Here is a 25,209-nt window from a genome sequence, read left to right as displayed (position 1 = left end):
CAGCAACGTCAACAACGTCCGGCTGAAGCTCAAGCGGCTGGCCGAACGCGGGATCCTGATCGAGCCCGAGCAGGGATTGTTCACCCAGCCGCGGCCATAGCCACCCGGAGAGGCCACCACCAGCCCGACAACTCCAGCTGCAAGCGCGAATCGGGCAGCACGTTACTTACTGCCCTCTCAGGTCGTGACGGGCCGCCGGGCCAGTACTCGGACTTTGACGCCGACCACGTCCCCGGGGCCCAGGGATACGGGGCAGGCTCAGGCTGGGATGGTGCGCGTCAGTCCTGGTTCGTCGTGGACAGGGCCTCGGTGACCATGCGGGTGGCGAAGTCGCGGTCGCCGGTGAGCCGGTTGATGTGCTCCGCGAGCAGCAAGGCCGTGGCTTCCAGCGAATTCATCTCGCCCTCGGTCCATTCTCCGTACTGCTTGCGCCACAGGCTGGGGCTCAGGCCGGTACCGGCTGCGACGACCAGTCCGGCCATGGTGGGGATTGCTTCGGGACGGATGCTCTTGGGCATCATGCGCATCGAGGCCACGAAGCCGGGCACCACGTACTCGATGACGTCCCTGTCGTGCTGTTCGTGGGCCATCCGCAGCCACTGCATGAACATGTAGATGAGCGTGCACGCGCCGTCCAGCACGTCATTGGCTTCCTCGGGGCCCAGTGACGCGGCGAATTGGTCCATCAATTGCCGCTGTTCGGGGTCGGTCCCGGCCTGGCCGTCGTAGACGGCTTTGAGCCGAGAGTCGATCGCCATGAGCGCTACACCCACATCGCCGGCAGGAGCGTACTGGAGGTCGCAGGGTGATGACACAGGTGTCCTCCTCGGGTGACCGTGGGCAATACGGCGTGTTCGTACGGTAGCCGCTGACGAGGTGGCGGTGCGCCGTGCGGGGCTGTTCGTGGGCGGCCCGGGCGCGGGTGTCCTGCGGTGTGTTGAGGACACGGAGGGGTACCCAAGTACCGGACGTCCTCGGGCGCTTCGGTGACGCGGTGCGGTGCCGGGCGGAGCGGGCCATCCGGGCGGGACACCCGGCCCGTACGGCATGGCGCCCAGGGCCCCGACGACCCGCGGGGGATGCTGATGGCTTCCCGTGCAGGAGAGGCCCGTGAGTGATCCCAGCCCCCGAGTGCCCCCGAGGCCGGCATCCGCAGTAACAGGCGATGGCATTCCCGCTCCCGGGGTCATCGGCGTCGGGCTCGCCGCAGTGCTGACGTTCGCGCTCGCCCAGGGCTCGTGGCAGTGGTTCGCCACGTTCATCGGGGTGACACTGCTGGCGGTGATGTTCGCCTTCCAGCGACGGGCGGAGTGGACGCCGGGCATCCGCTCGGCGTACATGCGCGGCTTGGTCGCGTACGCGCTGGTCGTCGGCCTGTGTGTGGCCATCGCACTCGCCCCCCTGCTGCAACGCCAGGCCTGGCTGTTTCCGATGCCGGGCACGCGCGGCGACTGCGAGCTGCTCGGCAGGTACCAGGCCCTCCAGGCGGAGGCCGCGCTGGGGAACCTGGCCGGCAGTGACGACGCAGCCCTGGCGTTCGCGCAGGAGGACCAGGCCCGTACGGCCGTTGCCGACTGCCTGGCGGCTACGACGACCCTCTGGCTGCCCCTGTACGGGGTGGGGGCGGCGGTGCTGGTGGGGACGGGTGCCTGGTTCCGCGACCGGACCCGGGCCCGGTCGCGGGGCAGATCGTAGGGCCGGGTCCGGAGGCCGGCACCGGGGGCGGCGACCCAGACGTGCTGGGGCGCGTTCTACAGATCGGAGCTGGTCGGACGTAAAGGTGGGGTCGGGTATGGGAACTGTTGGAATGGGTCCGGGCAGCGACGGTCAGCCAAGTCGGGTGAGGAGTTCCTGGAGCTGGGCGAGGTGCTGGTCGAGTGCGGGATCCGGGCTGCCGCTCCAGGCTCCGTCGAGGTCGGGTCGGTGCTTCGTGACGTGGACGGTGAACGCGGCCAGTTGGTCGCGGGCGTTCTCCTCGGCTGTGACGTGTTCCCCGACCATGTGCCGAGCGCGGTGACTGAGGTCGATGCGTTCTTGAAGCCAGGCCGGCGCTGTTTTGGCGCGTTCGGCCGCTTCCTGGGGGTCGGCTCCCGCGATGGTGGCGATCCGGGCGGCGAGGGGATGGGCGTCGTTTCGTTCCGCTATGCGTTCGAAGCGGGTCCATTCCCGCCCCATGGACCCGAGGCGTTCTCCCCAGCCTTCGATGCAGACCATCCGCAGGGCGCGAGCGGACTCTCGCAGGAACTGAGTAGCTTGCTGCGGGTCGCTGTCGCGCAGGAGGGACGCCTCGGTTGCGGCTTGACGCGCGTCGTGACGCCAGCGTTGGAGACGGGCTTCAACGACTGAGGGATGGAATCGGATCTGCGTGGCCCAGTGGGTGAACTCCGTGGTCAGTTCGTCCTCGCTTGCGGCAGCGTGTCCGCCGAACGCCTTGTCCAAGCCGTGGAACCAGCGCGGCTCCTGCATGCGCTGCGCGATCCCCTCCGGTCCTGCCGAGAGGACGTCACGCAGTTCTTGGGCGGTGAAGGCCAGCCATCCGGTGTCGAGCGTCTGTGCGTGGCCGGAGGCGGCCCACCAGTCGACGAGTTCGTTGCGTCGCTCTTCCACCCGCTGCGACGGCTCCATCGAGGAGACGTAGACGGGCAGGAGATCGATGTCGGACATGGGCCAGGGCTCATCGCGTCCGAGACTGCCGCCGACGATCAGGCCGTGTACGCCGGGGACGGCGCCGAGCACGTCGACCGCCTCGGTGAGCCGGTCGTCAAGCAGTTGCTTCCAGCGAGGTGTGGGCGTCATGGATGAGGGGACTCCTTCGGTTTCATGACCACTTGAGCGGCGCTGACGTGTTGGCCTGGACGTTGGGCGTTGCCCTGGAGCCGACTGCTTCGGCGACATCCGTGCCCCGCTGGTTGGCGCGGATGGTCGAGGCGGTCACGGACGCGGTTCGCACCATCAGCGACCGGCTGCAGCCGGTCGGCTCTTGACGGGCGTGGCCACGGCCCGTTGCGGCGCCCGGTCGAACCGGTCGCGGGATTCCTCGATGTGTTCCAGGTGCCTGCGAGTCCACGAGCACATGCCGTAGACGGTGTGCCGCAGTGCTTGGCCCGCGTCCGTGAGCGCGTATTCCACGCGTGGCGGCACGGTCGGGTAGACGGTGCGCTCGACGAGCCCATCGCGTTCGAGTCCGCGCAGCGTCTGCGTGAGCATCTTGTGGCTGATGCCCTCCACCTCACCGCGAAGTTGTGTGAAGCGCAGGGTGCGCTCGCCGAGGCTGCCGACCACCAGCAGCGTCCACTTGTTCGCGATGCCGGAGAAGATCTCACGAGCGAGGGAGTGGGCGCGCGTCACATCGGCGTCCTCCGAAACGCGTCTGACCTCGTCGGTATCCACCAGGTGCCCTTCTCTCACAAAAGTGCTCTCTTCCGTCCGGCCTCTTCGCTCTCCTACGGTTATCGGGTACCTACAAGTTACTGCGAGGACAGGCCATGACCATTCTCAAGACGTACGCACGCCTGTGGACCGACGAGTTGGACACGTCGCTGGTGCTGCTGCGTGAACTGACCGGTGCAGAACCCGATCTCCGCTTCGCCTTCGACTCCATCGAACTCGCGGCAATCGGTGACTTCCTCGTCATCTCCGGTCCGCCCGCGGAGCGTGCCCGCTATTCCCACGCCAGCGCCACCGTGATCGTCGACGACCTCGATACCCTGACCAAGACGCTCGCGACCGCCGGCGCCGAGATCACCACTCCGGCAAGCACCAGTGCCACCGGCCGGTTTCTGTACGCGCGCCATCGTGGTGGCGCAGAGGTCGAGTACGTGGAATGGGTCCCGGAGTTGGTGGAGCGCATCGTGCATGCCTAGGGCCTGTCCGACCCTGATCCGCCGGGTTGGCGCCGGCCATCGCCGGGGTCGACGAGGCCGATGCGAATGCCAGCGCTGCCGCGGCGATCAGCACAGCCGCATGTTGTTTGATCAGTGCGCGCATGAATGGATCATCCCCCTGTGTTCGGCAGTCCGCACTGCCGGTCATGGCCGACGGCTCTCCCGAACTGTTGCGACCTACGGCGATGCCGATCACCGTGGCGGGAACAAGTCGCGGGAAGACTCCCCCAGCCGTTGTGTGCTACATGAACGTGTCGGTGGAGCAGGCTGTTGTGAAGCTCATCGGCGATGCGTCTTCGGCTCGTGTCGATACCCTTGCGTGCATGCCTTCAGGCCAGGACGATGCTGCCCGCCGCAAGGTCGCCGGTTCACCCAGAACATCGGGCTTGGACCCGACGTTCCATCAGCTGCGGCTGTTCCTCCTGAGGATGTCGCGGTCGTCCTGCTGCCACTGCCCCATTCGATGAGGTCCTCGACCATCGACCATGCGGCGGAACCGGACCGTGGTGACCTCGGCGACATCGGCGGCCTCGGGCCCACCACCGGCACGAGATCCGGCGGCTGAAGACCGCCGCCTTCCGCCACATCGACTGCCCCCACGCCCGTCAGGCCCTCCAAGTCGTCCGGTGGAGGCGGGACATGAGCACCGGCAGACCGACGATCGAGCGGATCCACCTCGTCACCGGCCTGCCGCCCGCTGCCGCCTTCTGCCGCACCGGCCGTGACCACCAGCGGCTCCACACCATCCTCGGAATGACCTGACGAACCCGGATACAAGATCACTTCTCAAAGACCCTGGGCGGCGAGGGGCTCGCCACTACCCCGCGAAAGCAGGTGGTATTCAGAAAAGGCCGCCCGAAAACTCGCCATCTTCCGTGCGCGGTTCACACGCCTTCGGCATATGCGAAGACCCTTCGACTTTCGGCCAAAGTGCGGTCCCGGAGCCCTTGACGGCAAGGCTTCGTAAGCCAAAAGAGTGCTCGATACCTTGAGGATTCGTCCGACGTCAGTTCTACGAGTTTCAGCCGTGATCCTTCGGGGCCTCACTGCCTCCGTCACCTCGCTGTTATGTTCTTGCGGGCGTCGGCTCCGGGGAGTAGAGGCAGCGGCGCAGGCGGTACTGGCGACATCACTCATGATCGGAGAGGTGGCACGGTGGCCTGGAGGGGAAGACTGCACACGGGGCGCGTGCGCCGCGCAAGAGGTCACATTCCCGGGTTCGGGAGAGCAACCACACGCCACGCCGACCGGATTGCGTCTGCGAGAGGCCGGGCATAAATCCCGTCAGAGAAGCGGCGCGGCCCCCAGGACCGTGTCAACGTGTTCATTTCCGCCGCGAGCCCGGGTGAGACCGCCGGGGTTCACCTGCGGCCACGACACAGAGCGGTCGACGCCGTGATCCGCGCGGTCGACCGGCCTTCCGCATGCCAGGTGCAAGTCCCTTTTTGATGCGGGGAGTTGTCCGGAAGTCGGCTGCGGCGAAGGCAACCCACCGGTCGACAACCCATCGGCCGGCAACCCATCTGCGGACAACCCACCGGCCGACAACCCATCGGCCGACGGCACATCGGAGAAGACAAACAGTCCTCGTACACGGCCAGATGCGGACATGCTCCGGGCCGCCTCCGGGCGCGGGCGCATGTCGTCACAGCTCGAGAGGGGTCAGGAAGCTTGCTCGACGAACCGGACTCAGAGATCCACACGATGCCCGTGGCGTCCCTGCTGCCGTCGGATTCACCGCGTCTCGGGGGCTTGTGTCACGACCACGCACAGGTGCTCGCGGAGAGCGGCAGAGAGCTCGAACCGATCCTCGTGCACAGGGCCACCGGCCGCGTGGTCGACGGAATGCACCGGCTGCGCGCCGCGATACTGCGCGGCGCGCGCGACCTGCCCGTCCGCTATGTCGAGGGCTCGTCGGCCGACCTGTTCGTCCACTCCGTGGCGGCCAACACCCGCCACGGACTGCCCTTGACCCTCAAGGACCGCAGAGCGGCCGTCGTCCGTATCCTCGCCTCCCATCCGCACTGGTCCGACCGGGCCATCGCGGCGGTCAGCGGGGTCTCTCCCAAGACCGTGGGGGCCGCCCGAAGGAGATGTTCGAGTGAGGAATCTCCTCACTCGAAAGACGGCGACGACACGAGCGGCGTGAGCGAGGCGACCGGTCGCGTCGGCAGGGACGGCAGGGTCCGTCCCGTCGACATGTCGCAGCGCCGCGAGAAGGCCCGCCTCCTGCTCGCGGAACGCCCGCAGGCCACGCTCCGGGACGTCGCCGAGGAGGCGGGGGTCTCCATCAGTACGGTGCACCGGATGCGCCGCGCGGCATCGGCCCACCCCGCCGATACGGGCCGGGACCGGGAGGCCGCACCGGCCTCCTCCTCGGGGCCCGTGCCGGGGGAGGGAGCCCGGACCGGCCCCGTTGTGGTCGCCTGCCAGGAAGGCCCACTGCGGAGCGTCTCCGAGCGGGCCGAGCCCTCGGCGGAGACCGCGCGCACCCAGCCGCGCGCCGCCGTCTCCCTCTACCGCGACCCCTCGATCCGCTTCACGGACAGCGGGCGTGCGCTGCTGCGCTGGCTCAACGGCCAGAGCAGTGAACTGGCCATGGGCGAGCGTCTGCTGGCGTCGGTGCCGCCGCACTGCATGCGGGCCGCCGCCGAGGTGGCACGGCACTACGCCAGGGAGTGGGAGCGGCTCGCCGACACGCTCCAGCGCACCGAGCGGCTCAACAACAATTTGCGGGAGGCCCGGTGAGCCTCCTGACCCAGGCGACGTCCACCGGCGACGCCGTCGCCCTCACACCGTTCGTCCTCGCGGTCGCCGGAGTCCTCTTCCACCAGGTCAGCCGGTTGTGGGAGCAAGGGCTCTCCGGAGTGGCGTACCACTACGCGCCCGTCCTCGTCATCCGGCTCCCGCGCTGGGCGACCGTCGTCGCCCAACTGGTCGCGCTCCCCGCCGCGCTGGCGCTCGCCCTTGTCCCGCAGTCGCTCACGGCGCGCGCCGTCGCGGTCGCGCTGCTCGTCCTGTGGATGGTGTCCACCCAGAGACGCCTGGCCGACCACGCCCTGCTCGGGGTCGTGGCGGCGGCGCTCTTCGCGTTCGTGCCGTGGGAGCTGCACGGGGCGGTCGCCCGCGATCTGCTCATCGGCGTCTACCTCTCGGCGGCGCTGCTCAAGATCAACGAGGAGTATCTGGGCAGCGAGCGCAGCGCCGGACGCGTCGTGACGGCGCACTACCTCGGGCTGCTGGGGCTCAAGCCGTCCGCCCGGCTCCTTCGCCCCGCTCCCTACGGGGTGATCGCCCTCGAACTCGCCGTCGGCATCACGCTGTTGGTTCCGGGCCTGGAGATGTGGGGCCTGTGCGCCGCGATCCTGATGCACGGCGCGTTCGGGGTATCCGGGAACTTCCCGTTCTCCGTCCTCGCCCTCGCCCTGTGGGTGATCGCCCTCACCGCACGGGACTCGGTGGCCATCGACCCCGGCGGCGGGCCGCTCCTGTGGGCGTCCGTCGCGGGCAGCGCCCTGATCGCCCTCGCGCTGGGCAGAACCGCCTCCGGGCGCCGCTCCGTCAGCTATCTCGGCAAGGACCTGTTCCAGGGCCTGGTCTACGGATATCTGTGCGGCCTCGCCCTGAGCGCCCAGCCCTTCGCGGCCCTGCCGACCGGCACCGGAGCCCTGGTCACCCACCTGCTCGTCGGGGGCGCCTTCCTGCTCAACGTCGCGCTGGTGCCGGCCGGTCTGAAGCTGGAGTGGAGCTTCGCGATGTTCTCCAGCCTGCGCCCCTTCGGGCGGTCCTGGCTGGAGCGCAGACCCCTGGTCGACCTCCCGCGCTACTACTCCCTCACGCTCCCCGCGCGCATCCCCAAGACGCTGCTGCGCGAGGTGGAGCCCCGGTTCATCTTCCTGGTGACCCGCGACGAGAACGTCGTCCACGAGTCCGTGGCCTTCTGTCTGGAGGAGTCCGCGCGCAAGTGCCGTACGAGCTTCACACCACGCCTCATGGCGCTCGCCGAGGACGCCAGGGAACTCACGCCCGTCGGTGCCACGGGCGACGAAGCACCGCCGCGACGCCGCCTTCTCACCTATCCCGCGGTCGTTCCGAAAAGCCTTGACCGGCGTTACCTCGCCTGAATCGACGCCATTTCCAGAAACGTGATCTAGGCAGTATTTGAATCTCTCGGTATTGTCCATTCTGGCTCGTGAGAGCGGGCCGTACTTTCCTACCTGAGATTGGGAGACTGATATGCAGCAGGAAATGACGCAGGAGACCGTCAGCGCGACCGAGGAGATCACGGCGGGCGACTTCGAGACGCTCTTCGGCGACACCCCGCTGACCATCACCGACAGCGAGGTCAAGAACTAACTCGCTGCACAGGTGATGCAGAACACCGCTTGAGGGGTGTGGCGGTCTCGCCGAGGCCGCCACACCCCGGCGTTACCAACCGGAGGTTCCCCTGAGCTCGCACAGTGGAAGGTTCACTCATTCCGAGGGCTATTCCCTCGACTATATGGTGAGTGTGCCCGACAAGATCACAAGCCCTTATCTCCATGTTCTCTTCCATGGCTTCAGCGTGATCGAGAAGCATGTTCCTCCGGTATTTGCACGCCGTCAGTGGGACGAGGCGGAGAACTCCGTCTGTCTCCTCGTGTCCGACCCGATCCACAATTACACAAAGGAATCGAGCTGCGGCTGGTTCCTGCTCGGCGAGGACGAGTTCCTGCCCCGGGTACTCGAACTGCGCGCGTCGCTCCTGCAGCAGTGGGGCCTGCGCGGCACCGTCTGGCACGGACTCTCCTCCGGCGGCTACGCGGCCATCAAGCACTGCATGCGCGGCGGACAGGACGACCTCGCCTTCGTCGTGTCACCGCACAACGACCCCCTGATCCTGCCCCAGTGGACCCGCGAGGCCGAGCCGTTCAGCAGCCTGCCCGCCATGGCGCGCCCGCAAGCCACCACGGAGATCATCCGCGACTGGGCCGCCCCCGGCAGCGCCCGCTGCCTGCACGTCGTGATCCCCGAGAAGGACTCCTACTTCGCCCTCAAGCACCTGCGGCCGATCATGGAGCACCTCGACGGGCACCCGAGCCTGCGCGCCGTCATGCTCCGCGACGGACGCGGCCACGGCTTCATCGCCAACAGCGACTACACCGCCCAACTGCGCCAGGCCGTCGACCGCTGGGAGCGCCACCGGGCCGACGCCGGGGCGGCCGTGGGCGCGGCGGGGGCGGCGAGCGATGACTGAGAGCCCCGCACCGCGCCGCATCCGCCCGGCAGTGCCCGGCGACGCCGACGCGCTTCAGCGCATCTACGACGAGGACGGCAAGGGCGATTTCGCGGCGCTTCTCGCGCACGGCGGCGGGACCCCCGGCACCACCCACTACGTCGTGGAGAGCGAAGGCCAGGTCGCGGCGGCCTTCACCCTCACCCGGCTCGGCCGGCTGCGGCCCGACGGCGCCCCACGCGTCTTCCTGCACGAGATCAAGCTGAGCCCCGTCCACCGCGGTGTCGGCATGACCGAGGACGTCTTCGCCTGGCTGCGCAGCGACCTGGGAGCCGGCCGCGACATCGAGGTGCTCGCCCTGACCTCCCAGGACCACCAGCCCTCGTCCATGGGCCACTTCGGCCTCGCCCGCTCCCACCACGTGTACAAGTGGCCGATCGCCCCGGCGCAGGAGACCTCATGAGCAGCGCCCCGCACTTGGTGGACAGCGCCGAGTTCACCACCTGGCTCGACGGATTCCGCACCTGGGCGGCAGGCGCCGCCGAGGACGAGCGGGCGTGGAAGTCGGCCGGCGCCCAGGGCCTGTTCTCGCTGCCCCTGTCCGACGAGCGGGGCGGCACCGGCGCCGGCTTTCTCGCCAGCTGCCTCGCGATGGAGGCCATGGCCGACGCCACCGGCCGCTCCGGGCTGCCGTTCGCCTTCTCCGCCCACATGTGGGCCTGCCAGGAGCCGGTCGCTGCGTTCGCCGACGCCGCACAGCTCAGCACCTATCTGACGCCGCTCGCGGCCGGGACCACCGTGGGCGCCTTCGCCGCCACCGAGTACGACGCCGGGTCCGACCTGCTCTCCCTCACCACCCGGGCCACCCCGCGCGACGACGGCGGCTGGACCCTCGACGGCGCGAAGACCTTCGTGACCAACGGCCCCGTCGCCGACGTCTTCGTCGTCCTCGCCCGCACCGCCGAGGGCAGCGCGCTGTCCGGCCTGAGCGCCTTCCTGATCCCGCGCACGACCCCGGGACTCAGCGTCGGCCCCGCCTTCGAGAAGGCCGGCCTGCCGGGCGCCCAGGTCGGCTCGCTGCGTCTGGACGACTGCGCGGTGCCCGCATCGGCCGTGCTCGGTCCGGTGGGCGGCGGCTACGCGGTCCTCATGCGCGCGATGCGCTACGAGCGCGCCTTCATCCTCGCGCCGGTGCTCGGCCTGATGTCCCACGCCCTGCGCAAGGCCGTCGAACACGTCCGCACGCGCAGTCAGTTCGGCTCCACCCTGAGCACCTACGAGACGATCCGGCAGCGCGTCGTGCGCATGCACCTGAGTCTCACCAGTGCCCGGGAGGTCCTTGTCACGACCGCGCGCGCCGCCGACCGCGGCGAACTCGACCACGCACGCGCCTCGTTGACGAAGCTTCACGTGAGCAACGAGTTCAACGCCTTCTGCCGGGAGCTTCCCGACGTCTACGGCGGATACGCGCTGTTCCCCGAGACCGGCGCCGCCCACCTCATGTCGGACGCGATTGCCAGCCGGTACTACTCGGGCACCTCCGACATGCAAATGAAGATCATCGCTGAAGGGCTGGGTTTGTGATGGCGCAGGATTCCGTGCTGGCCACCGTGCGGAGCATCGTCGAGGAGTCGGCGCCCGGTCAGGAGGTGACGGACGAGACCCCGCTCATCGCGCGCAGGATCATCGACTCCCTCTCCCTCCTGACCGTCGTGTCCCGGCTCGAGGACTCGTTCGACATCAGGATCGACGACACGGAGATCCTGCCGACCCACTTCGAGACCATCACGGCGATCCGCTCCTTCCTGACCGCGAAGGGGCGCTGATGGGCGTCGGCACCTCTCTCAGCGACGACCTGCGGGCCGCGGCCAAGCTGCACGCGGACCGGCCCGCCGTGATCGATGGCGACGTGACCCTCAGCTACACCGAGCTGGACGAGGCGGCGGAGGCCGTCGCGCTCGCCCTGCGCGACCTCGGGGTGCGTGACGGCGACTGCGTGGTGTGGCACGGCCCCAAGTCGTCCGCCGGCGTCGCGACGGTCCACGGCATCCTGCGCTCCGGCGGCGGATACGTACCCCTCGACCCGGACGGACCGATCGCCCGCGCCGACCTCATCACCCGCGCCTGCGCCCCCCGCGCCGTCGTGGCCGACGGCGCGGCCCGCGCCCAGTGGGACGCGCTGACCCCCGGCCTGGACTGGACCCCGCTGCCCGCGCCGCCCGGCGCCGACGACGGGCTGTGGGCCCACCTGCGCGAGGGCGACCCGCGCCCGCCGGTGGACGATCTCGCCTACGTCCTGCACACCTCCGGGAGCACCGGCATCCCCAAGGGCGTCGTCCACACCCACGCGAGCGCATCGGCGTTCGTCGACTGGGCCGTGGCCGAACTCGCCCTCACCCCCGACGACGTCATCGTCAACTCCGCCCCGCTCCACTTCGACCCCACCACCCTGCACCTGTTCGCCGCCGTCAGGTCGGGAGCCGCGGTGGCCTTGATGCCCGCCGCCGCAGCGCCCTTCCCCGCCGCGTACATCGACTTCTGCCGACGCTCCGGCGGCACCGTCCTGTACGCGGTGACATCGACCCTCGTGTGGCTGGTGCGGCACGGCACCTCGCTGCTGCCCCGCCTCGCCGGGCTCCGCGCGTTCGTCACCGGCGGCGAGATCCTGCACCCCGTCGACGTCAACACCCTGCACGACGCCCTGCCGGCGATGCGGCTCCTGAACGTGTACGGTCCCACCGAGAGCAATGTGTGTACCTTCCACGAGATCAAGCCCCCTCTGGGACCCGAGGACGAAGTGCTCATCGGGCGCGTACTGCCCGGCGCGGAGATCCTGGTCGTGGACGACGACCTGACCGCCGTAGCACCGGGAGAGCCGGGCCAACTTCTCGTGCGCGGCGCGATGCTGATGACCGGCTACCTCGACGCCGCGCAGACCGCACGGTCGATGGTGCGCACCGCCGACGGCCGCGAGTGGTACGCGAGCGGCGACCAGGTCTGCGAGAACCCCGACGGCGACCTGCGGTTCATCGGGCGGGTGGACGCGCAGATCAAGTCGCGCGGCTACCGCGTGGAGCTCGGCGAGGTGGAAAAGGCCGTACGGCGCTGCGCGGGCGTCCACGAAGCGGTGGCCGTCGCCACCCCGGACCCCGTCTTCTCCAATCTGATCACGGTATTCGTCACCGCCGAAACCGAAGCGGCCCGCACCCTCGGCGGACGGCTGCCGGAATACCTGCCGCCCTACATGCTTCCGCGCCACGTCGTGCACGTCGACGGCGAACTCCCCAGGCTCAGCAATGGGAAAGTCGACCGGAAATGGCTCTCTGACCTGGCGAGTTCTCCGCGACTGCCCATAATGAGTGGCTTCACGATCTTCGGCTAGGGGAAGAGAGCGCTCTTGTGGTGACCACCGAGGGAAAGGTCGAACCCGAGTCCGAAGTCCTTCGGGTACCCGGCTTCAGACGACTGTGGGGAGCGAACGGGTTCCGGTTCTCCGCGGCCGAGATCGCCAGCTTCGCACTCCCTATCACGGCAGTTACGTCACTGCACGCGAGCCCCTTCGAAGTCAGTCTGGTCTTCGTTTTCAGCCGCCTCGGCTACCTGCTGGTCGGGCTGCCCGCCGGCGTCTGGGTCGACCGCTGGAACCGCAAGTCCGTCCTGCTCTGGTCGGACGCGATCTACGCGGTCACCTTTGCCGGCATCCCGCTCGCCTACGCCCTCGACGCCCTGACAGTGCCGCATCTCATCGCGACGGCCTTCGTCGGCAGCGTGAGCGGTGTGTTCTTCGACGTCGCGCACAACAGCGTCCTGCCCCAACTGCTGCCCAAGCGCCAGATAGCCGACGCCAACGCCCGGCTGCAGACCTCCTCCACCACCATCATGGCGGTCTCACCCGGCGCGGCAGGCCTGGCGACCCGGGCCGTCCCCGCCCCCCTCCTGTACCTGTTCGCCGTCGTCTGCCACCTCGTGTCCATCCTGATGGTCAAGGGCATCAAGCCCGCCGAGATGGACCGGCCCCCCGTCGAGAAGCGCAACTTCCGCCGCGAGATCGTCGAGGGCGTACGGTTCCTCTTCAAGCACCCCCTGCTCCGCCTGATCGTCTGCCAGGCCGCCCTGAACAACCTCGGCGCCGGCATCATGCTGGCGATGCTGCCGGTCTTCCTCCTCGACGAGGTCGGCGTCTCCTCCTGGGCCTTCGGCCTGCTGTCCACCCTGGGCGCCGTCGCCGGTGTCGTCGCCTCGCTGCTCTGCCCGCGGCTGCGGCGCCGGTTCGGCGAGATCCGGATGACGATGGTCTTCTCCGCGCTCGCCCCCTTCGCCCTCGTCGCCGCGCCCCTCGCCGCCGTCTTCCGCGGCGCGGCCGTCCCCCTCGTCGCCACCGCCCAGATCCTCATCGGCTTCGTCGTGGTCGGCCGGGCCGTCGCCGTCGCCGGACTGCGTGCCCGCGCCACCCCGCTCACCTACATGGGACGCGTCACCGCCGCCAACGGCGTCGTCACCCAGGGCGCCACCCCGCTCGGTGGACTGATCGGCGGTGTCCTCGCCGGCACCTGGTCGACCACGGTCGCCCTCTGGGTCGGTGTGGTCGTCACGGCGATCCCCGTCGTCATCCTGCTGCGCTCGCCGCTCCGTTCGCACCGGACCTTTCCCCCGGAGTGGGAGGTCTGACGGGCCCGACGCCCGCAGCACCCCGCCCCCGTAACCGACCCCATCACGCGGGAGACTCACCGTGAGCGTTCACACCACCACCCTCGATCTCGCCACCGGCGGGGACCCCTTCGGCGACGCCGTCCGGGAGGTCTGGGAGGCAGGTGCCCGGCCGGGCGTCTCCTACGAGATCATCGAGCGCGACGACGGCCTGATCACCGCCAACGACGTCCACCGGTACTTCGCGCCCTACGCCGAGTGGGCCCCGCTCGAACAACAGCTCTGCGAACGGGCCGGACAGCGGGTCCTCGACGTCGGGTGCGGGCCCGGCCGGCACGCCACCCACCTGCTCGAACAGGGCCGCCAGGTGCTCGGCGTCGAGTCCTCGCCCGGCGCCGCCGACATCGCCCGTCGGCGGGGCGTGGAGACGCTCACCACCACCGTCGAGACCCTCACGCCCGACATCGGCAGTTTCGACACCGTGCTGCTCGGCGGCCAGAACATCGGGCTCCTGGGCAACCGCGAGAAGGCCGGGGACATCCTGCGCCGCCTCGCCGCCGTGACCCGCCCCGGCGGCTCACTCCTCGGTGTGAGTGTCGACCCGCACGCCCTGACCAGCGCCTGGAACCGGGCCTACCAGGAGCGCAACCTCGCCGCGGGCCGGCTGGCCGGGCAGCAGCGGCTGCGCATCAGGGACGGTGTGACGTCGACGCCCTGGTTCGACTACCTCTACGCGTCCGCGGCGGAACTCGAATCACTGGCGGACGGGACACCATGGCGGGTCCACGAACTGGTCCGGCACGGAAAGCAATATTTGGCACATCTCACGAGGAGCTGACACATGCCCACACTCAACCGGAGTGTCCTTGAGACGGCCGCGGCGGAGTACGCCGACCAAGGGTTCGCCATCATCCGTGACGTCCTGCCACCGGATCTCCTGGACGAGGCCCGCGCCCATGTCGAGTGGCTGACCCGCAAATACCCGGACCTGCGCCCCGAGCACTTCCACCATCCCCTGATCCGCAACGACGCCTTCTGGGCGCGCCTGGTCTCGGAGCCCCTGCTGGTGGACATAGGGGAGTTCTTCCTCGGCGAGAACCTGGCGTGCTTCACCGCCCACTACATCTGCAAGCCGCCCTACGACGGCCAGCCCGTCCTGTGGCACCAGGACGGCGCCTACTGGACGCTGAGCCCGATGGAAGCCCTGACGGTGTGGCTCGCCATCGACGAGAGCACCACGGAGAACGGCTGCCTGCGCATGATCCCCGGCAGCCACCGGCTGCCGTTGCACAAGCCGTCGGTGCGGACCGACAAGGACAACATGCTGTTCTCCACGGCCGACGAGACCGTGGTGCGGGAGTGGGCCGACGAGCGCGGCGTCGTGGACATCGAGCTCCGGCCGGGCGACGTCTCGATCCACCACCCGAGCCTGCTGCACTGCTCGGAGGCGAACACCTCCGCCAAGCGCCGCTGCGGCCTCGACATCGGCTACATCTCCACCAGCACGCGGATCCGCAGCGAGGGCCTCTACCTCGACCCGCTGCTCGTCCGGGGGAGCGACCCCGCCGCCCTCAACAGCTACCGTCCCTTCCCCGCCTACCAGGAGGGCGAGACGATCCCCTTCGCAGGCCGTGAGGAATGGAACGCGACGGTGGAGCTGCGCAACAAGGAGCTGCCGCAGAGCCGCGCCGCCGTCCGCGAGGGCAGCCCGGTCGAGATGACCCGGCACATGATCGACCGGCTGCGCGCGGGCACCGTGAAGAGCTGACCAGGCGCCGCGCGCCCGTCGTGCGGCACCCTCGAACGCCCGATGGCTCACCGCGCGCATGCGGTGGGCCATCGGGCGTTCGCGGCCGGGGTCAGCCGCCGGCCGGGCGCGGGTTGGTGGCGCGGAACGACGTGACGAGTTCGGCCGCCAGGGTACGGGGGTCCTCGCCGGCCAGGGACTTCTGGAAGCGGGTGATCAGGTCGGCGAGGCGGTCCACGGCCGCGTCGTGCGCGGGGCCGTCGGCCGCCGACACCCCGTACGCGAACTCCCGCCAGTCGGCGGCTTCGAGCAGCCGTTCCTCCAGGGCGCCGCTGAACACCCGCGCCCAGTGCGGGCCCTTGACCACGAGGTTCAGCTGCATGCAGGCGCCGGTCGAGTACGTCTCGTGCCACCAGCCGCGCGGCAGGAACAGCAGCCCGCCGGCCTCCATCGTGACCTCACGGGCGTCGTCCGGCATCCGCTCGGGGAACGGCGCGTGCGCATAGCCGAGTTGACGTTCGTCGGCCTGCTTGCGGTCGCGCGCGAAGCACATCGTCGTCTGGTTCTCGATGCTCGTGTTCGGGGCGAGTCGCCACCGCTTGGAGCCGGACAGGAGCAGCGCGAAGTTCACGTCGAAGTCGCTGTGCAGGGGGACACCGCTCGTGCCCGTCGAGCAGAAGATCTCGCAGGACATCCGGTCGGGCGGCAGCCCCAGCCGCAGCGCCGCCTCGTCGATGAGCCCGGTGAGGCCGGCGAACTCCCGCTCGGCGTGGCGCATGTAGCAGGTGAACCCCGCCCGGTACATCGGCAGTGCGTCGCTGCCGCGCGGCACGCGCGCGTGCGGGCCGTTGCGCTGGATGAGGGAGACCGGGCCGCCGAAGGACCTCAGCACCTCTTCCGCGCTGCCCAGTTCGGGTACCGCCCCGAGGAGCCGCCCGGGGAGCGCGGTCGGCGGTCCCGTGTACGGGGAGTCGGGCCAGTGGTCCGAGAAGAATTGCTCCGGAGTGAGCGGAGCGATGAAATCTGCGAACACCAGTAATCTTCCTCCAAAACAGAGTTCGACGCGCGGAGTAGATCTTTCCGGTCTTCCAGAGGCGTCGATTTGTTGGTCTACCCGTCCTGCGCCGATGTGTCCAGCTTTCACCGGAGCGTGGTGCCGATGTGACGTCAGGGACGGTGTGTGGCAACGTTTCCAGGCCCCTCGGGAAGTATTTCAAGAGGTTTTCAGGGGCTCTCCGAGCACGTCCCGGGAAGTGTTCGGGCGGCTTGGAATCACTTCTATTTCTCCGGCACGCGAAGGTATGGTGCCGATCGCGAGGCGGGTTGATCTCACCAACAAGAGATTGGGCGGTCAGTGACAACTCAGGGCCGGAACACCGATGTCGTGCACCAGCCGCACCAGGCGCGTCAGCCGTCCCGGTCGCACCGGGGAAACGGGACCGTCCCCGTCGCCGTCATCGGTATGGCCTGCCGTTTTCCCGGAGCGCGGAACGTCGACGAATTCTGGCACAATCTGGTCGAGGGACGTGACGTGGTCACCCGCGTGACCGGACCGCGCGGCATCGCGTCCCGCGGACTCCTCGACGATCCCGAGCGCTTCGACGCCGGCTACTTCGGTATGTCCCCGCGCGAGGCCCGCCTCGTCAATCCGCAGCACCGGGTCTTCCTGGAGTGCGCGGTGGAGGCCCTGGAGAACGCGGGCGTGGACCCGGCCCGTCACCCGGGAACCGTCGGCGTGTACGGGGGCAGCAGCGACAACGCCTACGGGCACGTCCTCACCGCCCAGCGGGCACGGCAGCCACCGGTGTCGGCGTACGAGATACGGATGGGCAACGGAGCCGACTTCCTGTGCAGCCGCGTCGCCTACAAGCTCGGCCTGCGCGGCCCCACCGTCGCCGTCCAGGCGGGCTGCGCGACCTCCCTGGTCTCCGTGCATCTGGCGGTCCAGGGCCTGCTCTCGGGCGACTGCGACCTGGCGCTCGCCGGGGGAGCGACGGTGCGCTTCCCGTTCGTGCCGGACGAGGCGACCGAGGCAGGCATCCAGGCACCGGACGGCGTCTGCCGGGCGTTCGACGCGGACGCGCGCGGGGCGGTGGGGGCCGACGGCGTCGGTCTCGTCGTACTGAAACGCCTCGACCGGGCCCTGGCCGACGGCGACCGGATCGACGCGGTCGTCCTGGGCAGCGCGGTCAACAACGACGGCGCCGACCGCATGGGCTTCGCCGCCCCGGGCGTCGAAGGACAGGCCGCCGTGATCGAAGCGGCCCATCGCGCCGCCGACATCGACCCGGCCACCTGCACCTACGTGGAAGCGCACGGCACCGGCACCCCTCTGGGCGACCCCGTCGAGATCGCGGCGCTCACCAAGGCGTTCCGGCGCGGCGGCGAGCGCCGCGCCCCCTGCGGAATCGGCTCCGTGAAGACCGGAATCGGGCACACCGACGCCGCGGCCGGCGCCGCCGGACTGATCAAGACGGTCCTGGCCCTCAAACACGGCCTGCTCCCGCCGAGCCTGCACTTCACCACCCCCAACCCGCAGATCGACTTCGGGGCGGGCCCGTTCCGCGTCGTCACGCAGCCGCGGGAGTGGCGGCCCGAGGGGATGCCGCGCCGCGCCGGAGTCAGCTCCTTCAGCCTCGGCGGCACCAACGCGCACGTCGTCCTGGAGCAGCCCCCCGCCCGGGAGACCGCGCCGCCGTCCGGCCGCTCCTGGCACCTTCTCCCGCTGTCGGCGAAGACCCCGGCCGCGCTGGAACAGACCGTCGCCCGCCTCGCCGCGCATCTGCGGGCCCGCCCCGGGACGCCGGCCGCCGGTCTGGCCCGGACGCTCCAGACAGGGCGTACGGAGCACGCGCGACGGCGGTTCGCGGTCGTGGACGGTGTCGATGACGCCGTCCGCGTGCTCTCCGGGGAACTGCCCGAACGGCTCGTCGGCGCCGCCACCGACACCGCCACCGGCACCGTGCCGGGGCCGGTGGATTTCCGGTGCACGCCGGTGACCGGCGCCGACGTGGCGCGGGAGCGGGATGCCGCCGCCCGGCTGTACGCGGCCGAGCCGACGTTCCGGAGCGCCGTGGACGCGTGCGCGGCGGGCGACGTCTTCGCGGGGTCCGCCCCCGCGCGGACCGTCACGTTCGCCACTCGGTACGCGCTCGCCCGTCTGTGGCAGCGGCGCGGTGTCGCGCCCGCGTCGGTCTCGGGCGAGGGCGTGGCCGGGATGTTGGCGGCGGCCGTGGTGGCCGGGGTGTTCGGGGCGGCTGAGGCGGGACGGCTGGTGGCGGAAGCGGCGGAGCGAGGGCCTGTGGAATCCGAGGACGAGCGGGCCGCGTGGGAGGAGTCGGTCCGGCGGGCCGGCCCCCGGGCGCCCGTACTGCCGCTCCGGGTCGCGAGGGGCGGGACGCAGGTGCGGCGGGTCACGTCGGACGAGGCGGTCGATCCGGCGTACTGGGCCGCGCTCCTGGGCCGGTCGGACACCTCGACGGACGTGCCGGATCCGTACGACGCGGAGGACCGAACCGGCGCTCGCCGCCCGCGAGGCATTTCCCTCGACCTGCGCGCCGAGCGGACCCCCACCGACGAACCGGCCGTGCTCGACGCCGTCGGACGCCTGTGGCTCGCGGGCGCCCCCGTCGACTGGGCGGTACTGCACGACGCCGCCCCCGAGCGCGTCGCCCTCCCGGCCTACCCCTTCGCGGGACAGCGCTACACGGTGGAGACGGACGACCCCGCCCTCGCACAGCGGCCCGGCCCGTCTCCCGCCGCACCCCCGCAGCCGGCCCCGGCCCCGACCGGGGACGGCGACAACGTCGACCGGGTGGCCGCCCTCTTCGCGGAGATCCTCGAACTGCCCCACGTGGAGCCCGACGAGAGCTTCTTCGACCTCGGCGGTGACTCCCTCATCGCCACCAAGTTCGTCGCGCGGGCCCGCGAGGTCTTCCCCGTCGAACTGGTGCCCCGCGCCCTCTTCCAGGCCCCCACCGCCCAGCAGCTCGCCGCCCTCATAGCGGAGCGCCTGGCCGCACGGGGCGCCCGATGAGCGGCTGGACGGTGCGCCGGCACCGCCGACCGGACGCCGCCACCTCCCTCTTCTGCTTCCCGCACGCCGGCGGATCGCCGGGGGAGTACGTGCGCTGGGCCGACGACCTGCCGGATGTCCAGGTCTGGGGAGTCCACCTGCCCGGCCGCACCACCCGCAACGCCGAACCGCCCTTCACCCGCGTCGGACCGCTGGTCGACGCCCTGGTGACCGCCGTCCCCTTCGACGGCGACGGACCGTTCGTCCTCTTCGGGCACAGCCTCGGTGGGCTGCTCGCCTTCGAGACGGCGAAGGAGCTGCGCCGCCGTGGCCGGCGGGGCCCCGACCGCCTGATCGTCTCCTCGTGCCCGGCGCCACCCCTGCCGGCGTTCGGTGAGCCCCTCCACCTGCTGCCCGACGCGGCGCTCCTGCGCGAGATCGAACGGCGCTGGGGCGAGCCCCTCGACCATCTGCGCGGCCACCCGGACCTGCGCGCCGACGCCCTCAGCAGTTTCCGCGCCGACTTCGCGCTCCTGGACAGCTACCGGCCCACCCCGGACGCCCCGCTGACCTGCCCGGTCACCGCGGTCGCCGGGACGGACGAACCGGGCGCCGACACCGTCGCGGCCTGGTCCCGGCACACCACGGGGCCCACCGACATCCGGCTCGTGCCGGGCGGTCACTTCTACTTCCGCACGAGCCGGACCGCAGCCATGAGCGTCGTCCGGGAGACCGTCCTGACGCATTCCCGAGCAGTTCTCGACGAGACGAAAGGAGGCCCGGAGTGGAGCGGATAGGCGTCGTGGGCGCCGGCACCATGGGCCGTGGAGTCGCGCAGCTCTTCGCCGAGCAGGGGCACGAGGTCGTTCTGGTGGACGTCGCGGACCAGGTCCTCGACTCCGCGCGAGCGGAGATCGGCCGGGACGTGCGCTTCGCGCGGCTGCTGCGCCCCGGGACACCGGACCGGGTGCCGGAGGAGGTGGTGGGGCGGATCAGGTTCACCACGGACCTCAAGGAGGTGCGGGGGGTCGACTTCCTCTTCGAGAACACCACCGAGAACTGGGACCTCAAGCGCCCTCTCTACGGCGAACTCGACTCCCTGTGCGCCCCCGACGTGCCCTTCGGCGTCAACACCTCCGCGATCCCCATCACCCGGGTCGCCTCCGCCACCGGGCGGCCCGACCGGGTGATCGGTACGCACTTCATGAACCCGGCGCCCACCAAACCCACCGTCGAGCTGATCCGCGGCCACCACACGTCCGACGAGACCCTGGCGCGCACCCAGGACCTCCTGGACCGTGCGGGCAAACGGCACATCGTGGTCGGGGACTCACCGGGCTTCGTGACCAACCGGGTCCTGATGCTCACGCTCAACGAGGCGATCTTCCTGCTCCACGAAGGCGTCTCCGGAGCCGCCGAGATCGACCGCCTGTTCAAGGAGTGCTTCGGGCACGCCATGGGGCCGCTGGAGACCGCGGACCTCATCGGCCTCGACACGGTGCTGCTCTCGCTCGACGTCCTGTGCGACAGCTTCGACGACCCCAAGTACCGCCCGTGCCCGCTGCTGCGCAAGCTGGTCGACGCGGGGCTCCTCGGCAGGAAGACGGGCCAGGGCTTCCACCGCTACGACACCCCCCGGGGCCGCCCCACGCCACAGCGTCACGACCCCCACCAGCGCCACGAAACCCACCGGAACGACGACGACACCCACCAGACCCACGAGTCCGACGAGTCGGGAGAGCGACGGCATGGTTGAGGACGACAAGCACCTGATCCGCGCGTTCATCGGCTCGCACGTCGGCGAGGAGTCCGTGGACGACGACGTGGACCTCTTCGCGAGCGGATACGCGACCTCGCTCTTCGCCGTCCAGCTCGTCATGTGGGTCGAGCAGACCTTCGACCTGGTGGTGGGCGGCGAGGACCTCGACTTCGCGAACTTCTCTTCGGTCGACGCCGTCGCGGCCTTCGTGGACGGCAAGCGCGCCACCGTCGGAGGTGGGGCGTGGACTTCGAACTGAGCCCGGAGCAGCGCCGGTTGCGCAAGGACGTCATCGCCTTCGCCGAGCGGGAGCTCGGCAAGGACACCCCGGCCGACGACCGCGAAGCCCGCTTCCCGCGCGCCGACTGGGAGAGGTGCGCCGCCTTCGGCGTGCTCGGCTGGCCCGTGCCCGAGGAGTACGGCGGCGCCGGCCTCGACCCGCTGACCACGATGATCGCCCTGGAGGCACTCGGCTACGGATGCCGGGACAACGGCCTCGTCTTCGCCGTCAACAACCACCTGTGGGCCTGCACGATTCATCTGCTGCTCCACGGCAGCGACGAGGTGAAGCGCGCCTACCTGCCGTCCCTGTGCGCCGGCACCCTCATCGGCGCCCAGGCACTCTCCGAACCCGAGGCCGGCTCCGACCTGCTCGGCATCACCACCGTGGCGCGCCGCGACGGCGACGTGTACCGGCTCGACGGCACCAAGTGCTTCATCAGCAACGGACCGGTGGCCGACGTCTTCGTCGTCCTCGCCCGCACCGGCGACGAGGGCAGGAAGCAGAACCAGCTCACCGCGTTCGTCGTCACCGCCGACCTGCCCGGCGTCGTCAAGAAGGCCGAACTGTCGAAGATGGGCCTGCGGTCCACCCCGATGGGCGTGATCGAGTTCGACGGGACGCCGGTGCCCGCCGCGAACGTCCTCGGCCGGGAGGGCGGCGGCTACGGCGTCTTCACCTCGTCCATCGAGTGGGAGCGTTCCTTCATGTTCGCGCCGCAGGTCGGCGCCATGGAGCGGCTCCTGGACGCGTCCGTGCGGCACGCCAACTCCCGTGAGCAGTTCGGACGTTCGATCGGAAACTTCCAGGCCGTCTCCCACGAGATAGCCGACATGAAGATCCGTCTCGAACTGGCGCGGATGCTCCTCTACCGGGTCGGCTGGCTGAAGCGCGAGGGCCGGCTCGCGCTCCTGGACGCCACCATGGCCAAGATCTTCGTCAGCGAGAGCCTGGTGCGGACCGCCATGGCGGCCGTCGAGGTGCACGGCGCCCGCGGCTACCTCACCGACGAGGGCATCGAGCGGGAACTGCGCGACGCGCTCGCCGGACCCATCTACGCCGGAACCAACGCCGTGCAGCGCGGCATCCTCGGCGAACTCATCGGAGTGCGCGGCGCGTTGTCGACCGGGGAGCCGCGATGACCCGGATAACGCTCGACGCCCCGGTCCCCGCCGCACTCGCCGACGAACTCGCCAAACGGATCTACTTCGTCTCCGACCGGATCACCGACTTCACCCTGATCCGCTCCGGGGACACGGTCACCGCGGTCGACGTCACCACACAGGACGCGGCGGCGGCCGACCTCGACGCGCTCACCCGCAAGCTGCACCTGGTCGTCGCCAACGACGTCCTGAGCCAGCGCCAGGTGGAGCCCAAGGTGGTGTGGCGCTCCGCCGAGGGCGGCGCGGTCCGGGACGTCTTCCCCGAACTCCTGGCGCGAGGCGTCGCCGCGGAGCTGGGCGAGGGGCAGATCGCGCTCGGCGAACCCGTCCTGTCCCTGATGGACCACCTCGACGCCGAGATACGCGCCCTCGTCCTGGACGAGTTCGACGCCCACGAGTTCCGCTACCCGACCCTGATGTCCGCCCCCGCGCTGCGCCGCACCGGCTACTTCGAGTCCTTCCCGCAACTCCTCATGCTGGTCTCACGGCTGCACGGCGACGTCGACACCTACCGCGCCTTCCTGGACACGCTGACCGGCGGCGACGGGGACGACGGCGGCGATCTCGCCGCGGCCCTGCGCGAAAACACCGGCGACATCGACCACGTCCTGCCGCCCACCATGTGCTTCCACACCTACCACCAGTACGCCGACGGTCCACCGCCCGCCCCGAACACGGTGGTCACCTCCCGTGGCAAGGCGTTCCGGTACGAGTCCCGCTACCGCCGCTCCCTGGAACGGCTCTGGGACTTCACCATCCGCGAGATCGTCTTCCTCGGCACCCCCGACTTCGTCCTCGCCTCCCGCGCCCGGCTGATGGAACGCGCCTACGCCCTGACGGAGTCGCTCGGACTCGGCGGCCGGTGCGAGGTGGCCGGCGACCCGTTCTTCCTCAACGAGTCCGCGGCCGTCCGGGCCTGGTCCCAGCGGCTCCTGGAGATGAAGTACGAACTCCGGCTGCCCCTGGACGACGAGCGGGACGTGGCCGTCGCCTCCTTCAACTACCACGAGCAGTTCTTCGGGAAGTCGTTCGGCATCCGCGACGCGGGCGAGCGGCCCGTGTTCACCGGCTGCGCCGGTTTCGGCCTCGAACGCCTCACCTACGCCTTCCTCTGCCGGCACGGCGTCGACCCCGCACGCTGGCCCGCCCACGTGCGCAAGGCGGTGGCCCGATGAGCGGACCGCCCCGCCTGCTGACCCTCAGCGCACCGACACCGGACGCCCTGGAGCGAGCCAGCGACGCACTCGCCGACCGGCTCCACACCCTGGACGACGGCGCCGCCGCCCCGGCACCGGACCTCCCCGGGGCCACGGCGCCCCCGGGAACCGTACGCCGCGTGCTCGTCGCCACCTCGGCGGCCGACGCGGCACGGTGGCTGCGCCGACGCGACCCCCGCCGCGTCTTCACCGCGGGCCCCGGAACCTGCGCCTCCCGCGTCTTCCTGTTCTCCGGGGTCGGCGACCAGTACCCGGGCCTGGGCGCCGGCCTGTACCGGTGCGTGCCCGCCTTCCGCCGCGAACTCGACCGCTGTCTGCGTCCGCTCGCCACCGACCACGGCCTCGACCTGCGCCCCGTGCTCTTCCCACCGGAGGCCGACCCGGCGGCCGACGACGCACGCCCCGACCTCGCGGCCCTCTTCGAGCGGCGCGAGAAGCCCCAGGAGATCCATCGCACGGTCGTCGCCCAGCCGCTGCTCTTCGCGATGCAGTACGCGCTGTCGAAGGCCCTGTCGGACCTCGGCGCCGAACCGACCGCGCTGGCCGGGTACAGCGTCGGCGAGTACGTCGCCGCCTGCGTCGCCGGGGTCTTCTCCCTTCAGGACGCGCTGCGTCTGGTCGCAAGCCGCGCCCGGCTCGTGGAGGCGCTGCCGCAGGGCGCGATGCTCGCCGTCACGGCCGGAGCCGACGAGGTCACCCCGCACCTCGCGCCCGGCGTGTCGCTCGCCGCGCTCAACAGCCCCGGACAGACCGTGCTGTCCGGCCCCGTCGAGGCCGTCGAGGAGAGCGCGCGGACCCTCGCCGCACGCGGCGTGGCCTGCCGCCGCCTCGCGACCACCCACGCCTTCCACTCCACGATGACCCGGCCACTGACCGAACCCCTCGAAGCGCTCCTCGCGACGATGCCGATCGCGGCCCCCCGCCTGCCCGTACTCTCCAACGCCACCGGCACCTGGCTGCGCGCCGACGAGGCCACCGACCCCGGCTACTGGGCCCGGCAGCTGAGCCGCACCATCCGGTTCGCCGACCAGCTGGCCGAGGTGTGGCGGCTGCCCGACCCGATGCTGGTCGAACTGGGCCCGGGCCAGGCACTCTCCCGTCTCGCGCTCGCCCATCCGGGGCGCCCCGCGGACGCCGCCGCCCGGGTGGTGCAGACGATGCCGGGCCAGTTCGAGAGCCGTACCGAACGCGAACTGCTGCTCGGCGCGGCAGGCCGGCTGTGGGCCGCCGGAGTCGAGATCGACTGGAGTGCCGTGCGATGGGAGTGAACGACATCGCGCCG

24 protein-coding genes are annotated in these 25,209 nt (G+C 70.5%); 20 read left to right on the top strand and 4 right to left on the bottom strand.

Translation table 11 applies throughout. The annotated features are described in order from the left end of the window. Positions 1–278: 278 nt before the first annotated feature. The gene (locus tag ACFVX4_RS32535; RefSeq protein ID WP_389984238.1) at positions 279–815 is read right to left on the bottom strand and encodes a hypothetical protein; all 537 of its coding nucleotides are present in this window, start codon (positions 813–815) and stop codon (positions 279–281) included. 295 nt (positions 816–1,110) lie between these two features. Here ACFVX4_RS32535 and ACFVX4_RS32530 point away from each other — a divergent pair, with 295 nt between their 5' ends. Next, positions 1,111–1,695, top strand: coding sequence for a hypothetical protein (locus tag ACFVX4_RS32530; RefSeq protein ID WP_389984235.1), 585 nt, complete (start codon positions 1,111–1,113; stop codon positions 1,693–1,695). Between the two features lie 132 nt (positions 1,696–1,827). On the opposite strand, the gene ACFVX4_RS32525 is transcribed toward ACFVX4_RS32530, so the two are convergent. Continuing rightward, the gene (locus ACFVX4_RS32525; RefSeq protein WP_389984233.1) at positions 1,828–2,796 is read right to left on the bottom strand and encodes a hypothetical protein; all 969 of its coding nucleotides are present in this window, start codon (positions 2,794–2,796) and stop codon (positions 1,828–1,830) included. A gap of 156 nt (positions 2,797–2,952) precedes the next feature. After that, positions 2,953–3,390 (bottom strand): winged helix-turn-helix transcriptional regulator, encoded by a 438-nt coding sequence (locus ACFVX4_RS32520; protein WP_389984230.1) that lies wholly within the window; start codon positions 3,388–3,390, stop codon positions 2,953–2,955. Positions 3,391–3,485: 95 nt separating this feature from the next. Between ACFVX4_RS32520 and ACFVX4_RS32515 the strand changes: the two genes are divergently transcribed. The 12 genes from ACFVX4_RS32515 to ACFVX4_RS32460 all read left to right on the top strand — a co-directional run bounded on the left by ACFVX4_RS32515 (position 3,486) and on the right by ACFVX4_RS32460 (position 15,514). Further along, positions 3,486–3,863, top strand: coding sequence for a VOC family protein (locus tag ACFVX4_RS32515; protein ID WP_389984227.1), 378 nt, complete (start codon positions 3,486–3,488; stop codon positions 3,861–3,863). Positions 3,864–4,523: 660 nt separating this feature from the next. After that, complete coding sequence (locus tag ACFVX4_RS32510) at positions 4,524–4,646, top strand: hypothetical protein (RefSeq protein ID WP_389984224.1); 123 nt, start codon at positions 4,524–4,526, stop codon at positions 4,644–4,646. Positions 4,647–5,555: 909 nt separating this feature from the next. After that, positions 5,556–6,632, top strand: a complete 1,077-nt coding sequence (locus tag ACFVX4_RS32505) for a helix-turn-helix domain-containing protein (protein WP_389984221.1) — start codon at positions 5,556–5,558, stop codon at positions 6,630–6,632. Continuing rightward, positions 6,629–8,008: a hypothetical protein gene (locus ACFVX4_RS32500; protein ID WP_389984218.1), complete on the top strand. Its 1,380-nt coding sequence runs from the start codon at positions 6,629–6,631 to the stop codon at positions 8,006–8,008. The genes ACFVX4_RS32505 and ACFVX4_RS32500 overlap by 4 nt, the downstream gene beginning before the upstream one ends. Positions 8,009–8,394: 386 nt before the next feature. Next, positions 8,395–9,120: a hypothetical protein gene (locus ACFVX4_RS32495; protein WP_389984215.1), complete on the top strand. Its 726-nt coding sequence runs from the start codon at positions 8,395–8,397 to the stop codon at positions 9,118–9,120. Beyond that, positions 9,113–9,562, top strand: coding sequence for a hypothetical protein (locus ACFVX4_RS32490; protein WP_389984212.1), 450 nt, complete (start codon positions 9,113–9,115; stop codon positions 9,560–9,562). The genes ACFVX4_RS32495 and ACFVX4_RS32490 overlap by 8 nt, the downstream gene beginning before the upstream one ends. Continuing rightward, positions 9,559–10,683, top strand: coding sequence for an acyl-CoA dehydrogenase family protein (locus ACFVX4_RS32485; protein ID WP_389984209.1), 1,125 nt, complete (start codon positions 9,559–9,561; stop codon positions 10,681–10,683). The genes ACFVX4_RS32490 and ACFVX4_RS32485 overlap by 4 nt, the downstream gene beginning before the upstream one ends. After that, the gene (locus ACFVX4_RS32480) at positions 10,683–10,925 is read left to right on the top strand and encodes an acyl carrier protein (RefSeq protein WP_331748374.1); all 243 of its coding nucleotides are present in this window, start codon (positions 10,683–10,685) and stop codon (positions 10,923–10,925) included. Before ACFVX4_RS32485 ends, ACFVX4_RS32480 begins: the two co-directional genes overlap by 1 nt. Beyond that, positions 10,925–12,481, top strand: coding sequence for an amino acid adenylation domain-containing protein (locus ACFVX4_RS32475; RefSeq protein ID WP_389984206.1), 1,557 nt, complete (start codon positions 10,925–10,927; stop codon positions 12,479–12,481). Before ACFVX4_RS32480 ends, ACFVX4_RS32475 begins: the two co-directional genes overlap by 1 nt. A gap of 20 nt (positions 12,482–12,501) precedes the next feature. Continuing rightward, positions 12,502–13,767 (top strand): MFS transporter, encoded by a 1,266-nt coding sequence (locus ACFVX4_RS32470; RefSeq protein ID WP_389984203.1) that lies wholly within the window; start codon positions 12,502–12,504, stop codon positions 13,765–13,767. Between the two features lie 61 nt (positions 13,768–13,828). Then, positions 13,829–14,584 (top strand): class I SAM-dependent methyltransferase, encoded by a 756-nt coding sequence (locus ACFVX4_RS32465; protein ID WP_389984201.1) that lies wholly within the window; start codon positions 13,829–13,831, stop codon positions 14,582–14,584. Between the two features lie 3 nt (positions 14,585–14,587). Then, complete coding sequence (locus ACFVX4_RS32460) at positions 14,588–15,514, top strand: phytanoyl-CoA dioxygenase family protein (RefSeq protein WP_389984198.1); 927 nt, start codon at positions 14,588–14,590, stop codon at positions 15,512–15,514. Between the two features lie 91 nt (positions 15,515–15,605). Here the strand turns inward: ACFVX4_RS32460 and ACFVX4_RS32455 are convergent, their stop codons facing one another. Then, positions 15,606–16,526, bottom strand: a complete 921-nt coding sequence (locus ACFVX4_RS32455) for a cupin-like domain-containing protein (protein WP_389984195.1) — start codon at positions 16,524–16,526, stop codon at positions 15,606–15,608. A 321-nt stretch (positions 16,527–16,847) separates the two neighbouring features. On the opposite strand from ACFVX4_RS32455, the gene ACFVX4_RS32450 reads away from it, so the two are divergent. Genes ACFVX4_RS32450 through ACFVX4_RS32420 form a run of 7 tightly spaced genes read left to right on the top strand, consistent with a single transcriptional unit; the run spans position 16,848 to position 25,195 of the window. After that, positions 16,848–19,529, top strand: coding sequence for a type I polyketide synthase (locus ACFVX4_RS32450; RefSeq protein WP_389984192.1), 2,682 nt, complete (start codon positions 16,848–16,850; stop codon positions 19,527–19,529). Next, positions 19,526–20,305, top strand: a complete 780-nt coding sequence (locus ACFVX4_RS32445) for a thioesterase II family protein (RefSeq protein ID WP_389984189.1) — start codon at positions 19,526–19,528, stop codon at positions 20,303–20,305. Before ACFVX4_RS32450 ends, ACFVX4_RS32445 begins: the two co-directional genes overlap by 4 nt. Then, complete coding sequence (locus tag ACFVX4_RS32440) at positions 20,293–21,264, top strand: 3-hydroxyacyl-CoA dehydrogenase family protein (RefSeq protein WP_389984186.1); 972 nt, start codon at positions 20,293–20,295, stop codon at positions 21,262–21,264. The genes ACFVX4_RS32445 and ACFVX4_RS32440 overlap by 13 nt, the downstream gene beginning before the upstream one ends. Continuing rightward, entirely contained in the window at positions 21,257–21,526 is a 270-nt protein-coding gene (locus tag ACFVX4_RS32435; protein ID WP_389984183.1) for a phosphopantetheine-binding protein, read from the top strand. Before ACFVX4_RS32440 ends, ACFVX4_RS32435 begins: the two co-directional genes overlap by 8 nt. Beyond that, positions 21,511–22,689, top strand: coding sequence for an acyl-CoA dehydrogenase family protein (locus tag ACFVX4_RS32430; RefSeq protein WP_389984180.1), 1,179 nt, complete (start codon positions 21,511–21,513; stop codon positions 22,687–22,689). The genes ACFVX4_RS32435 and ACFVX4_RS32430 overlap by 16 nt, the downstream gene beginning before the upstream one ends. Then, positions 22,686–23,885: a hypothetical protein gene (locus ACFVX4_RS32425; protein WP_389984177.1), complete on the top strand. Its 1,200-nt coding sequence runs from the start codon at positions 22,686–22,688 to the stop codon at positions 23,883–23,885. The genes ACFVX4_RS32430 and ACFVX4_RS32425 overlap by 4 nt, the downstream gene beginning before the upstream one ends. Beyond that, complete coding sequence (locus tag ACFVX4_RS32420; protein WP_389984174.1) at positions 23,882–25,195, top strand: acyltransferase domain-containing protein; 1,314 nt, start codon at positions 23,882–23,884, stop codon at positions 25,193–25,195. Before ACFVX4_RS32425 ends, ACFVX4_RS32420 begins: the two co-directional genes overlap by 4 nt. The last annotated feature ends 14 nt before the right edge of the window (positions 25,196–25,209 follow it).

Source organism: Streptomyces sp. NPDC058240 (assembly GCF_042882135.1).
In the GTDB taxonomy this organism is placed as follows: domain Bacteria; phylum Actinomycetota; class Actinomycetes; order Streptomycetales; family Streptomycetaceae; genus Streptomyces.
The sequence above is the reverse complement of the archived record's forward strand: the minus strand, read 5'-3'. Positions and strand labels throughout refer to the sequence as shown.